16 protein-coding genes, 1 tRNA gene and 1 pseudogene are annotated in these 13,086 nt (G+C 61.0%); 9 read left to right on the top strand and 9 right to left on the bottom strand.

Features of this window, described 5'->3' with window-relative positions; all coding sequences use genetic code 11:
• Nucleotides 1-103 precede the first annotated feature (103 nt).
• Both BZ163_RS17775 and BZ163_RS17780 read right to left on the bottom strand, forming a co-directional pair.
• Nucleotides 104-577 carry a peroxiredoxin gene (locus BZ163_RS17775; protein ID WP_128871995.1) on the bottom strand — a complete coding sequence of 158 codons (474 nt, stop codon included), beginning with the start codon at nt 575-577 and terminating at the stop codon, nt 104-106.
• Between the two features lie 10 nt (nt 578-587).
• Nucleotides 588-1,148 (bottom strand): glycine cleavage system protein R, encoded by a 561-nt coding sequence (locus tag BZ163_RS17780; RefSeq protein WP_019692529.1) that lies wholly within the window; start codon nt 1,146-1,148, stop codon nt 588-590.
• Between the two features lie 327 nt (nt 1,149-1,475).
• Between BZ163_RS17780 and dapA the strand changes: the two genes are divergently transcribed.
• The 5 genes from dapA to BZ163_RS17810 all read left to right on the top strand — a co-directional run bounded on the left by dapA (nt 1,476) and on the right by BZ163_RS17810 (nt 5,170).
• A complete protein-coding gene (gene dapA, locus BZ163_RS17790; RefSeq protein WP_128871996.1) occupies nt 1,476-2,354 on the top strand; it encodes a 4-hydroxy-tetrahydrodipicolinate synthase in 879 nt (292 codons plus the stop codon).
• Between the two features lie 17 nt (nt 2,355-2,371).
• Nucleotides 2,372-3,490 carry an outer membrane protein assembly factor BamC gene (gene bamC, locus BZ163_RS17795; protein ID WP_128871997.1) on the top strand — a complete coding sequence of 373 codons (1,119 nt, stop codon included), beginning with the start codon at nt 2,372-2,374 and terminating at the stop codon, nt 3,488-3,490.
• Nucleotides 3,491-3,496: 6 nt separating this feature from the next.
• Entirely contained in the window at nt 3,497-4,255 is a 759-nt protein-coding gene (locus BZ163_RS17800; protein ID WP_128871998.1) for an MBL fold metallo-hydrolase, read from the top strand.
• A 28-nt stretch (nt 4,256-4,283) separates the two neighbouring features.
• On the top strand, nt 4,284-4,997 hold the full coding sequence (gene purC, locus BZ163_RS17805) for a phosphoribosylaminoimidazolesuccinocarboxamide synthase (protein WP_007898671.1): 714 nt from the start codon (nt 4,284-4,286) through the stop codon (nt 4,995-4,997).
• A gap of 83 nt (nt 4,998-5,080) precedes the next feature.
• Nucleotides 5,081-5,170: transfer RNA gene (locus BZ163_RS17810), tRNA-Ser, on the top strand.
• Nucleotides 5,171-5,314: 144 nt separating this feature from the next.
• Here BZ163_RS17810 and BZ163_RS17815 read toward each other — a convergent pair.
• The gene (locus tag BZ163_RS17815) at nt 5,315-5,605 is read right to left on the bottom strand and encodes a DUF3077 domain-containing protein (RefSeq protein WP_128871999.1); all 291 of its coding nucleotides are present in this window, start codon (nt 5,603-5,605) and stop codon (nt 5,315-5,317) included.
• Nucleotides 5,606-6,090: 485 nt separating this feature from the next.
• Between BZ163_RS17815 and BZ163_RS17820 the strand changes: the two genes are divergently transcribed.
• The 4 genes from BZ163_RS17820 (at nt 6,091) to BZ163_RS17835 (ending at nt 8,027) form a co-directional block, all read left to right on the top strand.
• On the top strand, nt 6,091-6,270 hold the full coding sequence (locus BZ163_RS17820) for a type II toxin-antitoxin system HicA family toxin (protein WP_218190524.1): 180 nt from the start codon (nt 6,091-6,093) through the stop codon (nt 6,268-6,270).
• On the top strand, nt 6,267-6,599 hold the full coding sequence (locus tag BZ163_RS17825) for a type II toxin-antitoxin system HicB family antitoxin (protein WP_128872000.1): 333 nt from the start codon (nt 6,267-6,269) through the stop codon (nt 6,597-6,599). Before BZ163_RS17820 ends, BZ163_RS17825 begins: the two co-directional genes overlap by 4 nt.
• Before the next feature lie 323 nt (nt 6,600-6,922).
• Nucleotides 6,923-7,480, top strand: coding sequence for a chalcone isomerase family protein (locus tag BZ163_RS17830; RefSeq protein WP_128872001.1), 558 nt, complete (start codon nt 6,923-6,925; stop codon nt 7,478-7,480).
• A gap of 10 nt (nt 7,481-7,490) precedes the next feature.
• Nucleotides 7,491-8,027, top strand: coding sequence for a DUF3833 domain-containing protein (locus BZ163_RS17835; RefSeq protein WP_128872002.1), 537 nt, complete (start codon nt 7,491-7,493; stop codon nt 8,025-8,027).
• 56 nt (nt 8,028-8,083) lie between these two features.
• On the opposite strand, the gene BZ163_RS17840 is transcribed toward BZ163_RS17835, so the two are convergent.
• The 6 genes and pseudogenes from BZ163_RS17840 to BZ163_RS17865 all read right to left on the bottom strand — a co-directional run bounded on the left by BZ163_RS17840 (nt 8,084) and on the right by BZ163_RS17865 (nt 13,040).
• Nucleotides 8,084-8,572 carry a DUF2878 domain-containing protein gene (locus tag BZ163_RS17840; RefSeq protein WP_128872003.1) on the bottom strand — a complete coding sequence of 163 codons (489 nt, stop codon included), beginning with the start codon at nt 8,570-8,572 and terminating at the stop codon, nt 8,084-8,086.
• Between the two features lies 1 nt (nt 8,573).
• A complete protein-coding gene (locus tag BZ163_RS17845; protein WP_128872004.1) occupies nt 8,574-9,833 on the bottom strand; it encodes a cyclopropane-fatty-acyl-phospholipid synthase family protein in 1,260 nt (419 codons plus the stop codon).
• Nucleotides 9,808-10,620 carry a DUF1365 domain-containing protein gene (locus tag BZ163_RS17850; protein ID WP_128872005.1) on the bottom strand — a complete coding sequence of 271 codons (813 nt, stop codon included), beginning with the start codon at nt 10,618-10,620 and terminating at the stop codon, nt 9,808-9,810. Before BZ163_RS17850 ends, BZ163_RS17845 begins: the two co-directional genes overlap by 26 nt.
• Nucleotides 10,617-11,864 carry an NAD(P)/FAD-dependent oxidoreductase gene (locus BZ163_RS17855; RefSeq protein ID WP_128872006.1) on the bottom strand — a complete coding sequence of 416 codons (1,248 nt, stop codon included), beginning with the start codon at nt 11,862-11,864 and terminating at the stop codon, nt 10,617-10,619. The genes BZ163_RS17850 and BZ163_RS17855 overlap by 4 nt, the downstream gene beginning before the upstream one ends.
• Nucleotides 11,865-11,870: 6 nt before the next feature.
• A pseudogene (locus tag BZ163_RS17860) lies at nt 11,871-12,621 on the bottom strand (SDR family NAD(P)-dependent oxidoreductase).
• Nucleotides 12,618-13,040, bottom strand: coding sequence for a nuclear transport factor 2 family protein (locus BZ163_RS17865; RefSeq protein ID WP_128872007.1), 423 nt, complete (start codon nt 13,038-13,040; stop codon nt 12,618-12,620). The pseudogene BZ163_RS17860 and the gene BZ163_RS17865 overlap by 4 nt, the downstream one beginning before the upstream one ends.
• Between the last annotated feature and the right edge of the window lie 46 nt (nt 13,041-13,086).

Raw genomic sequence — 13,086 nt, forward strand, 5'->3', positions numbered from 1 at the left:
CAAGCCAGCTCCTACAGGTTTGCGTCGATCGCACGATTTGGCACGACACAACCCTGTAGGAGCTGGCTTGCCAGCGAAGGCGTCCGAACAGACGCCAGATGAATCAGGCTTTATCGAGCGCCTGGGCAGCCGCCAGAACCGCATCCACATGCCCCGGCACCTTCACCCCCCGCCATTCCTGACGCAGCACCCCATCCTTATCGATCAGGAACGTGCTGCGATCAACCCCCATGTATTCCTTGCCATACAGCTTCTTCAACTTGATCACGTCGAACAGCTGGCACAGCGCTTCTTCCTTGTCGCTGATCAGCTCGAAGGTGAAAGCCTGCTTGGCCTTGAAGTTCTCGTGAGATTTCAGGCTGTCGCGGGACACGCCGAAGACTTCGGTATTGGCCGCTTTAAAGGCGTCAAGCTGATCACGAAAGCCCTGGCCCTGGGTGGTGCAGCCCGGCGTGCTGTCCTTCGGATAGAAGTAAATCACCACCTGCTTGCCTTTGAGGCCCGCCAGGCTGACGGTCTGCCCATTGGTGGCGGGTGCTTCGAAATCGGCAACCGGTTGGTCGATGGCAACGGCCATGAAAGCTTCCTTACATTGGGTTTTGTGGGCGCCACGGTTCGATCAGGGCGTCCAGGTTCAGCGCGTCGGCGAAATCCAGGAACTGATCGCGCAGCCAGCTGATCTGCACGCCGGCCGGCAAGGTCACGGTAAACGTGGCATTGAGCATGGTGCCGCCGGTCTGGGGTGCCTGATAGGTGTCGCAGGTCAGGTTTTCCAGCTCGACGTTGTGGTCCATGAAGAACTGGCACAGCTCGTTGATGATGTCCGAGCGGTAGGCCGAGCTGACATAAGCGACGTACGGCAGGGCCTGGGGGCGATTCTCCAGCGCCGCACTGCGCACCACATTGACGGTGAAGGCGTGCTTCTTGGCGAGGCTCGACAGGCTGCCTTCCAGGCGCGCCAGGGCGTCCCAGCTGCCGGAGATCTCGAGGACCAACGCACTGCACTCGCCATGACGGGTCAGGCGAGAGGTAACCACGGCGCAGCGGTTTTCATGGCTGGCGCGGCACAGGACGTTAGTCAGCTCCATGGGGTTGGCGCCGAGGGCACTGATGACAAGGAATTGTTCGCGAACTGTGGGGGTGGACATGCAGCATTCCTAAAGCGATGAGCGGTCGATACTTTTATGGGCTTTTTTGCCGGGGCGAGCCTGCGGATGCGAATTCAGAAAACCCGGGCCTGAAGGTTGCAACCTGCTCCAGAGTGGCAAGAGCGAAGGGCGGCAACGCTGGATCGGGGCTTGTGATGCCGAAAATGGAGGCTGGAACCCGGCTTGCGAGCTTATCAGTACCGATCAAAGTCTGAAGGGTAGCGAAAAGCAGCGCCAAGGGGAATGGCAGCAGCGCAGTACTTCGCTTGTACAAGCATCTTGGCGCCAGTACCATTACCGCTCTCTTTTTCCGGCAGGAGCGGTTGCATGATTGCGGGCAGTATGGTGGCACTGGTCACACCCATGGATGCACAAGGTCGTCTCGACTGGGACAGCCTGAGCAAACTGGTGGACTTTCACCTGCAAAACGGCACCCACGCCATCGTGGCGGTCGGCACTACAGGTGAATCGGCCACCCTTGACGTGAACGAGCACATCGAAGTGATTCGTTACGTGGTGAAGCAGGTTGCAGGGCGCATTCCGGTGATCGCCGGGACTGGCGCGAACTCGACTCGTGAAGCCATCGAGCTGACCACCAATGCGAAGATCGCCGGCGCCGATGCCTGCCTGCTGGTGACTCCGTATTACAACAAGCCGACCCAGGAAGGCCTGTACCAGCACTTCAAGGCCATCGCCGAAGCCGTCGACATCCCGCAGATCCTGTATAACGTGCCTGGCCGCACCGCGTGCGACATGCTGGCCGACACCGTGATCCGCCTGTCGACCGTGAAAAACATCATCGGCATCAAGGAAGCCACCGGCGACATGTCCCGTGCCAAAGCCATCATCGACGGCGTCAGCAAGGACTTCCTGGTGGTATCCGGCGACGACGCCACCGCGGTCGAGCTGATGCTGCTGGGCGGCAAAGGCAATATCTCGGTGACCGCCAACGTCGCGCCGCGCGACATGGCCGACATGTGCAATGCCGCGCTGAAGGGCGATGCCGTCACGGCCCGCGCGATCCACGAAAAGCTGATGCCGCTCAATAAAACCCTGTTTATCGAATCCAACCCTATTCCCGTGAAATGGGCGCTGCATGAAATGGGCTTGATGCCGGACGGTATCCGTCTGCCGCTCACCTGGCTCAGCGCTGCCTGTCACGAACCGCTGCGGCAGGCCATGCGCCAGTCCGGCGTCCTGGTTTAATTGAGGAAGCACTACGCATGAAGCGATTGGCCGGACTTTCCGCACTTGCCTTGATTATCTCCAGCACCAGTGGCTGTGGATGGGTCTGGGGCCCGGAAGGTTATTTCCGTGACCGTGGCAGCGATTACCTGGAAGCGCAACAGACTGCACCGATGCAATTGCCGCCGGACGTCAACACCGCCAAGCGTCTGGATCCCCTGTTGCCGATCCCGCGCAACGTGGCCGACGACACCGCCAAGGGCGAATACGTCGTGCCGCGTCCGCAGCCGCTGACCGCCGGAGCCGACGCCGCTGGCGCCTACTCGCTGCAGAAGACCGGTGACACGCGCTGGATCGTGGCCCAGAGCCCGCCGGCCGAAGTCTGGCCAGTGGCCGTGCAGTTCTTCCAGGACAATGGTTTCCGTCTGGACGAACAGCGCCCGCAAACCGGTGAATTCACCACCACCTGGCAGCATTCCGACGAACTGTCGGCCGCGATGGCCAAGCGCCTGAGCGCCGCCGGTGTCGGTACCGACAGCGAATCGCGCGTGCGGGTCCGCATCGAACCTGGCGTGCAGCGCAATACCAGTGAAGTCTATGTGGTCAGCGCCCAGCGTCCTGCCGGCAGCACCGCCGACGTGGCCTTCACCAACCGTTCGGTCAACACTGGCCTGGACGCGGCACTGGTCGACGACATGCTCGCAAGCATGAGCCGCACGTCGGAGAAGGGCGGTTCGGTCTCCATGCTGGCTTCCCGTGATTTCGATACGCCAAGTCGCGTCAGCCTGAGCGAAGACGGCAGCGGCAACCCTGTGCTGAACGTCGGTACGGACCTGGATCGTGCCTGGTCGAGCGTCGGTCGTGCGCTGGAACAGGGCGAATGGCGGGTTGAAGACATCAACCGCAGCCTGGGCCTGTACTACATCAACCTGGCGGAAAAAGCCGAGAAGGCAGACGACAAGCCTGGTTTCTTCAGCAGCCTGTTCGGCAGCGCGCCGGACAAGGAAGCCGTCGAAGCCCGTGCCGAGCGTTATCAGGTTCGCCTGAGCAAGGTGGGCGAAAACGTCCAGGTCACCGTCGAGAAAAACATCAACACCGTGGCGCCGGCTGACGTGGCGCGCAAAGTGTTGAGCGTGATTCAGGACAACCTGGGCTGATCTCTCATGCGTTTTGCCGTTCTCGGCAGCGGTAGCCAAGGGAACGGCACGCTGATAGCCAGCGCTGACACGTACGTGCTGGTGGATTGTGGTTTCTCCCTGCGGGAAACCGAAAAACGCCTGTTGCGCCTGGGTGTAAACCCGGCGCAACTGAGCGCGATACTCGTGACCCACGAACATGCCGATCATGTGCATGGCGTGGGTTTACTGTCTCGGCGTTACAATCTGCCGGTCTACCTCAGTCGCGGCACACTGCGCGGGATGCGCAAACCGATTGAACCGGCCGGCCTTCTGGCGGGCGGCGAGCAACTGCAGATCGGCAACCTGAGCATCGGTGTCATTGCCGTGGCCCACGATGCGCAAGAGCCGACGCAATACGTCTTCAGTGACGGTGAGCGGCGCTTCGGCCTGTTGACCGACCTGGGCTCGTATTGCAACAAGGTGCTGGACGGCTATCGGGACCTCGATGCATTGATGATCGAGTCCAACCATTGCCGTGACATGCTGGCTCGCGGTCACTACCCCTACTTTCTCAAGCAGCGGGTAGGCGGCGAACTGGGACATTTGAACAACCACCAGGCGGCATTCCTGGTGTCCGAGTTGGGCTGGCAAGGCCTGCAACACCTGGTCCTGGCCCATCTGAGCAGCAAGAACAACCTGCCGCAGCTGGCCCGGCAATGTTTTGTCGACACCCTCGGGTGCGACCCGGACTGGCTGCAACTGGCCGATCAAGATTCAGGGCTCGACTGGCGACACATCGCCTAGCCCACCTACTTAGCAAGCGGAGCCCATCATGGAAAAACGTGAAGAACTCTACCGCGGCAAAGCCAAATCGGTTTACAAGACCGACGACGCTGACCGCTTGATCCTGCTGTTTCGCAACGACACCTCGGCGTTCGACGGCAAGCGCATCGAACAGCTCGACCGCAAAGGCATGGTGAACAACAAGTTCAACGCCTTCATCATGCAGAAACTCGAAGCCGCCGGCGTGCCGACCCAATTCGACAAGCTGCTGGGCGACAACGAATGCCTGGTGAAAAAACTCGACATGATCCCGGTCGAGTGCGTCGTGCGTAACTACGCCGCCGGCAGCCTGGTCAAGCGCCTGGGCGTCGAAGAGGGCATGAAGCTCAACCCGTACACCTTCGAACTGTTCCTGAAGGACGACGCCAAGGGCGACCCGTTCATCAACGAATCCCACGTCGTGGCCTTCGGTTGGGGCACTGCCGAGCAACTGGTTCGCATGAAAGAACTGTCGCTCAAGGTCAACGAAGTCCTGAGCAAACTGTTCGACGACGCCGGCCTGCTGCTGGTCGACTTCAAACTCGAATTCGGCGTGTTCTCCGACGGCTCCATCGTCCTGGGCGACGAATTCAGCCCGGACGGCTGCCGCCTGTGGGACAAGGCCACCGGCAAGAAAATGGACAAGGACCGCTTCCGCCAGGGCCTCGGTGATGTCATCGAAGCCTACGAAGAAGTCGCCAATCGTCTGGGCGTACCGCTTTAATCGACGCAAGCATCTGATAGCACAGAAATATTTCGCTTAGGGGGTTCGCTTCCGGCGAAAGTGTTGTTATGATGCGCGCCGTTGGAGAGATGCCAGAGTGGCCGAATGGGACGGATTCGAAATCCGTTGTACCTTCACCGGTACCTAGGGTTCGAATCCCTATCTCTCCGCCATTACATAGAAAAAGCCCCGTAGCTGAAAAGTTACGGGGCTTTTTCGTTTCTAGCGTTTCGTAATAGGGGGTTTTTTAGCTGCACGCTCTCAACCGCAGTTGGAGGCCCCAGAAAGCGCGAGTCTTGTCGGAGAGAGGCTGACCGCTATTTTGCTGACTTTTTAGCTTTCCAGGTAGGTCGTGGCGAAACAGCCTTAACCACATCATCGATCAGCGCTTTTCCCATTGCAGTCAAATAGTGTGCGGCCCAAGCATGACGGTCGGTGTCTTTTGCGTAAGCTGCGTCCTCTGCGAGCGCCTTGGCCAAGAAAAGGAAATCAGAGGCCTGTGCCAATGCAACATTGATGGGCACCCCTGCGCTGACGTGGAACAGTGCATTGTCTGAGCAGTAGATGGGGGTGAAACCGATAGTTTTTGCTTCTTCTGGTTCGGTCATACACCACCTCCCATGACGGAGAAGCGGTGGGGAAAGGAGAGCGATGGAGTGTTAAGCAACCCGGTATTGATTTGAAGGTCAATTCGGATTTTGAGCGGATTTATGGTGTGCATTATTCAGATCCCTTGATTTGAGGAGCTGCCGTATTCGATACCAAGCGAATGGGTGGCAGCTGTACGCAGGTTGGTAAACCGGGGAATCAAGGAAACCGGCACATCCGAAGACGTCCCACGCACAGCCGCCATAAACAAAATTGCAGATGAGGAAAAACGTCCGCAATCGTGTTGAAGGCGCTGTTACGCCATATTCCACCGGGTTACCAAGCCCGGTCGCTGAATGTGCAGCGACGTCTGGAGAGTATCCCGCCGAGATATGGCCAACAAGGCGGTAACCTGCCCAAAAGCACAGGAAACGAACCGCCTTACATAACTCTCGGATTTTGCCTACAACTTCATCGCTCGTCACCCGAATATTCTGGGGCGCGAATCGAGTCGCTTTTTGGCGCGGTTGGTGTCAAGACCATTGAAGGCAATGGGTCGCGGGTACGCTTCGAACTGAACGGTGTGGTTGCTACCTTTCACCGGCCCCACCCCGACAAAGAAGCAAAGGCTTACCAGGTTCGTGATGCGCGGGCTTTCCTTGAACAAGCAGGAGTCACCCCATGAACGTAATGAACTATCAAGGCTATGCCGCCCGAATTGAATACAGCGACGAAGACGGTCTGTTTGTCGGCCACATCGCGGGTATCAAGGATATCGTTGGCTTTCATGGCGAGTCAGTACGGGAGCTTCGAGCAGCCTTCGAAGAGGCCGTCACTGATTATCTGGATACGTGCGCCAAGCTCGGTCGCACGCCGCAGAAACCTTATTCGGGCAATCTCAGTCTTCGTTTGGCGCCAGCGCTCCACGCTACCGTTGCCGTAAAAGCTCAACTGGCTCGCAAAAGTATCAATCAGTGGGTGGCTGACGTTCTTGATCGTGAGGCGCATGCCTGAGGAAATGGCCTAGGGTGGCGCACCCGAAAAACAGGGTCGGCAGCTCCGGCTCGGACAACTTGGTTTGTTCTGGCTCAGGTCCGAGTGTCGACTCGAACAGGGCGGGCTGGTCCTGTAGGTCTTCCTGCGGGATGACGTTGTCAGCCAGCGGCAGCCCCGGCCTGGACGACTCGAATGCCCAATCATTGATCTGACTCATCACTGCGCTGATCGGCTGGGCACCAAATGCATACGCAAAAAATTGTACATGTTCTCTTTTGATCGCGTAAAAACTATACATTAAGCTAGTCTTGTATAGAATTTTAAAAAAGGTCGAGGCGTTGATGAACGTGGCTGATTCCAGACGCTTTCTCGCACATCGTCTGTCGAGATCCTTGCTCTTCGCACTGGTACTCGCTGTACCTGCCTGGGCGGATTGGCGTCCCGCGCTGCCCGATGGGCGTCTGGTGGGCAGCGGCGACTTCACCTGGTTCGGCGTAAATCTATACACCGCGCGCTTGTGGAGCGCTGGGTTGCCGCTGACCTGGGATCAGCCCTTTGCGCTCGAACTGACTTATCACCGTGCCTTTTCCAGGGACACGCTGGTGGAGGCCAGTCTCAAGGAAATGCGTCGCATGGCAGGGGCTCGTCCAGAGGACTCAACGCTCCAACGCTGGTCCCGTGAAATGCGTGGCGCCTTCGTCGATGTGCGGCCCGGAATGCGGATTACCGGGGTCTACCATCCAGGCTTTGGCTGCACTTTCTTCGTCGACGGCCAACTGCGCCGGCGGGTCGAGGACCCTGCATTCGCCCGCGCCTTCTTCGGCATCTGGCTCGATCCGCGCACCCGGGATAAGCAATTGCGTCAACAACTGCTGGGGATGCCCGGATCGGCGGAGTGAGGAGGTTGAGATGCGTCAAATACTGGTACTGCTCGTTAGCCTGTTGCTGGTCAGCTGTAACAACATTGGCGTGGAGCACTATGCAAAGGAGCGACCGGCCCTGGATCTGGTGGCGTTCTTCTCCCGGCCGGTACAGGCTTGGGGTCTGTTCCAGAATCGCTCGGGCGAGGTGGTCAAGCGTTTCCATGTCCGGATCGAAAGCCGCGTCGAGGGCCGGCAGCTGATCCTCGACGAGCGTTTTCTCTACAGCGATGGCACGCGTCAGCGGCGCGTCTGGACGCTGGAACAGACCGGCGCCGGGCATTGGCGTGGTCGTGCGGACGACGTAATCGGAGAGGCCAGGGGCGAGGTCGCTGGCAACGCGCTGCGCTGGCGCTATCGTCTTGACCTGCCGGTTGACGGCAGGCATTGGGAAGTGGATCTGGACGACTGGATGTACCTGATGGACGAAGACACGATGATCAATCGCTCGAGCATGAGCAAGCTTGGCGTCGAGTTGGGACAAGTGATCCTGTTCTTCCGCCGCCAGCCGGAGGCGCTTCCGTGAACCCTCGATAACCGGCCAAAGCAGAGGATGTTCACGCATTCGAAGGCAGTTGCTTGTCAGCGGGGTGCAGCCAGGCGCAGGACAAGCGGCATCCATACAGCCCACAACGGCGCGAGCAGCAGGACCGTGCCGAGAGTGCCCCAAGGCAGGCCAACACCGGCCAGCGTAGCACCGGCGATGTAAGCCGGAGGTGCGCCGCACAGGCCCAGTAGCGCCCCGTACCAGAGGGGACGTCGAGCCCAGGCCAGGCTGTGGCGAAGCCCACTGGCCAACACCAGCCACAGCACGGCCAGCCACAAGGGTAGGGGGCGCTGGGCAAAATCGAAAACGCCCAGCGCACCCAGGCCGGCATCCAGTAAACAACCTGCCATCCCCACGCAGGCCAGAGTGATTGCTTCTTCGCCCGGCCGAGGGCAAGCAGCCACATGCACCAACAGGCCGGCCACCACCGGCAGTAGCAGCCAAGGATGCCGCTCGCTCAGCACGCAAGCCCACCAGGCGGCCTGCATCCATAGCGCGTTACCGATCAGCCAGGCCCGGCTCATATCAGCCGCCCGGCAGCGATGCGCGACGTGCGGCCGGGGCTGCCCAGAGCAGTTGCGCGACGCCGATCGCGCGCTCCTCGAAACCGCCTTGGCAGTAACACAGGTAGAACTCCCACAGGCGCTGAAAGGTATCGTCATAGCCCAGCTCGACCAACGCGGTGCGCGACTGACGCAAGTTGTCGCGCCAGTGCTGCAGGGTCCGCGCATAGTCCAGGCCGAAGTCCTCCATGTGCACCAGGTTCAAAGAGGTATGCCGACTGGCGGTCTGCAGCATGACGCTCAGGGAGGGCAGGGAACCGCCGGGAAAGATATGCCGTTGAATGAAATCCACCGACCGCCGGGCCTGTTCATAGCGCTGGTCGCGGATGGTGATGGCCTGCAGCAGCATCAAGCCGTCATCCTTGAGCAGCGACGCGCAGCGGCGGAAGTAAACCGGCAGATAGCGGTGCCCGACCGCCTCGATCATTTCGATCGAGACCAGCTTGTCGAAGCGTCCGCCAAGGTCGCGGTAGTCCTCGCGCAGGACGGTAATGCGCTCTTGCAGGCCAAGATCGCGGACGCGCTGCAGGGTATGGGCGTACTGCGCCTCGGACAACGTGGTGGTGGTCACTCGGCAGCCGTGCCGGGTGGCGGCATGGATCGCCAGGCTACCCCATCCGGTACCGATCTCGAGCAGATGATCGTCGGGGCGCAGCGCGAGTTTGTCGCAGATACGCTCGAGCTTGTTCAGTTGGCCCTGCTCCAGGCTCTGCTCCAGACTGTCGAACATGGCTGCCGAGTACATCATGGTCGGGTCCAGCAGCCGCTCGAACAAGGCATTGCCCAGATCGTAATGGGCCAGGATGTTGCGCCGCGAGCCGCGCCGGCTGTTGCGATTGAACCAATGCAGCAGGCGCAGGACCGGACGGCCCAGGCGGGCCAGCCCGCCTTCAAGGGCGTCGAGCACCTCGAGGTTGGCGACGAAGAGGCGGGTGACCGCGGCCAGGTCCGGAGTGCGCCAGTAGCCGTGGATGTAAGCTTCGCCGGCACCGATCGAGCCGTTGGCCGCCACCATGCCCCAGGCTGCCTCGTCGAAGATCTCGACCTCGGCGTGCAGCGCGCTGCCGACATCGCCAAACAGCCACTCCCGGTCCTGGCAGATCAGGCGCAGACGGCCTTGGCGCAGGTTGCGCAGCTGAGTGAGCACGGCGCTTCTGGCCAGGCCGCCGAATAGTGGCGCCAGGCTAAAGGATTTGCTAACGCTCAGAGTTGGATCGGACATGCTCGGGCTCCTCGTGGACGTGATGGCCAAGGTCTTGGCTGCTCTTACTGGACGTGTGGGTGTAGAGCGGGGTGCGCTTGAGCAACAGGCGCATGGCTTGCCAGTAAATGGCGGTGAGGGTGCGCAGGCTCATCCAGGGGAAGGCCAGTACGTGGCGTCGCAGGGCGCCGGCATCCAGCGGCTGGCGGCGCAGGGCCAGGTCGGCCTCGAAGACTGTTTGCCCTTCGCGGCGGTTTTCCATGTGGATGCGCAGGTGCTCGCCATCGATGTGGAAGCGCATGTGGTACTGCATGTCCATCGGCAGGAACGGCGAGACATGGAAGGCCTTGCTGACCGAGAACTGCCGGGGCTGACCGGGCAGCACCGACAACACGTAGTGAAAGCGCTCACGCCAGGGGGTGTTGCGGACTTCCAGCACAATTGCCGCCAGGTGCCCGTCGCTGTCGTGGCAAAAGTAGAAACTGACCGGATTGAACGAGATTCCCCAGCTGCGCGGCTGGGTCAGCAAATGAATGGCGCCGTCCGGTGCCTGGCCCAGGGCCTTGGCCACCACTTCGCGCACCGCGTCCTTCAAGGGTATGCCGCGACGGGTCCAGGCCGGCAGGTAATCGGTTTCTCGCCAGCACAGCGGCGCCAGGCGAGAAGCACCGAGCAGCGGGGACAGGCCCAGCAGCTGTTCCTGTTCGTCCAGGTCCAGGTAAAACATGCCGCTGCGATAGCGGAAACCATGGAACCGCGGCGCCAGGCGCCGGTGGCTGACCCAACCGTAGCAAAGGCTGCTGTTCACAGGCGCTCCCCGAACCTTTGTGCGACGTCCAGTGCGCTGACCACGCCATCCTCATGGAAGCCGTTTGCCCAGTAAGCGCCGCAGAAATAGCTGTGCCGGTTCCCCTGCAGCTCACCCTGGCGCGCCTGGGCCGCCATGGCGGCCAGGCTGTATTGGGGATGGGCGTAATTGAAGCGTGCCAGCACTTGCGACGGGTCCACGCAGTCGCCCTGATTGAGGCTCAGGCAGAAGGTCACCGGGGCGTCGAGGCCTTGCAGAATGTTCATGTTGTAGGTCACGGCCGCCGGGGCGTGGGCGGGTCCGCCGAGGCGATAGTTCCAGCTGGCCCAGGCCTTGCGCCGGCAGGGCAGCAGGCGGGTGTCGGTGTGCAGCACTATTTCATTGGCGGCATAGGTGAGGGCGCCAAGCACCTCGCGCTCGGCGATCAAAGGTTGCTCCAGCAGCGCCAAAGCCTGGTCGCTGTGGCAGGCGAACACGACCTTGTCGAAGCGCTCCTGGCCTGCGGCGCTGGTGATCTCCACGCCGGTGTCGTCCCGGTGGACGCTCGTCACCGGGCAATTGAGCCGAATGCGCTCGCCGAAGGTCTTGCACAACGGCTCCACGTAGCTGCGCGAGCCACCCTCGATCACTCGCCACTGTGGCCGTTGGCTGATCGAGAGCAGGCCATGGTTACGAAAGAATCGGACGAAGAAGTGCAGCGGGAAGCGCAGCATATCGGCCCTTGATACCGACCAGATGGCCGAGCCCATAGGGACGATATAGTGATGGATGAAACGCTGCCCGTAACTTCGCGTGTGCAGGTAATCGCCAAGACTCATGCCTGGCTCGATGCGGTGGCCATCCAGGTCGGCCACCGCCTGGCGATTGAAGCGCACGATATCGCGCAACATTCCCCAGAAGCCCGGCGACAGCAGATTGCCGCGCTGGGCGAAGAGGGTGTCGAGGTTATTGCCGTTGTATTCCAGGCCGCTGTCCGGATCGTTGACGGAAAAGCTCATCTCGGTAGGGCGCGAGACGACGCCCAGACGATCCATCAAACGGATGAAGTTGGGGTAGGTCCAGTCGTTGAAGACGATGAAACCGGTGTCCACGGCATAACGCTGGCCCTGCCATTGGACGTCGACAGTATGGGTATGGCCGCCGATCCAGTCGGCTGCTTCAAACACGGTCACCTCGTTGCGACGTGACAGCAGATAGGCACAGGTCAGCCCAGAGATCCCGCTACCGATGATGGCGATGCGCATGTGTCGCTATTCCTGTTCGGTTCGCGCCAGGCGACGGCCCAGGGCCAGGCGCCAACGCGCTGGCAGGGCGCCGAGCAGGCGCAGGACGAGAGTGAAAAGAAGTGGAAAGTTGATCTCCAACGGTCGGCGCGTCAGGCGCGCGACCACATGCCGCGCGGCGCGGTCGGACGTCCAGAGTTGTGGCATGGCAAAGGCATTGCGCCGGGTCAGGGGGGGTGTCGATGAAGCCTGGGCTGACCAGCGTTACATCGATGCCTTCGGCGTGCAGATCCAGGCGCAGTGACTCGACCAGATAACGCAGGGCCGCCTTGGACGCGCCATAGGCGCCAGCCCGGGGCAGCGCCAGCCAGGTCACCGAGCTGCCGATCACCACCAGGTGTGGCCGGTGCCCGCGGCGCAGCAGTGGCAGTGCCGCCTCCAGGCAGTAACTGACCCCCAGCAGGTTAGTGCGCATCACGCGCTCGACGGTCTCGGCCTCGAACCTGCCCGGCACAAGGTATTCGCAGGTGCCGGCGTTCAGGATCACCAGGTCGAGTGCGCCCCACGCATGCTCGATATCCTCGCAGATAGCCGCGACCTGTCGTGGGTCAGTCACGTCGCCGGTAGCAAGCAGGGCCCGAGGGTGGCGCAGCACGAGCGGCATCAGTGCCTCCGCCCGCCGGCCCCCCAAGGCCACCGCATGGCCTTGCTCCAGCAGCAATTCAGCCAGGGCAGCACCAAGGCCGCTACTGGCCCCTGTCAGCCAGCAGCGACTCATGCGAGCCTTCCCTTGATCCAGCCGATCACCCCGCCAAGAACCGGGACGTGCTCGTAGAGCAGGGCGCCGGCATCGAAGTAGTCGTGGTGCAGGTAGACATGTGTCGCCCAGCGCAGGTGGCTGCAGCCTTGCAGACTGATCAGCTGGCCGCGGGACAGGCGCGGATGACGGAAATGCAGGTTCCAGCGCAGATAACCGTGGCCGGGGGCGGTTTCATCCACGTCGAGGATGTCGTAGCGGATTTCTTGGACGTTGGTGTACAGTTTTTCAAAGTAAGTGTGCAGTGCCGGCAAGCCATCAAGCTGATGCAACGGATCACGAAACTGAACGTCGTTGCTGTATAGCTCGCCCAGTTGGCCCAGGCGATCAGCGTTCAGCGTTATGAACGTGTCAGCAAAATGGCGGAGATATGCAGACATGGCAGGCTCCAGGCAAAATTGTACAATTCGAAATAATTGTACAGGT

The sequence above is a fragment of the Pseudomonas sp. VI4.1 genome, assembly GCF_002029345.1.
Classification (GTDB): domain Bacteria; phylum Pseudomonadota; class Gammaproteobacteria; order Pseudomonadales; family Pseudomonadaceae; genus Aquipseudomonas.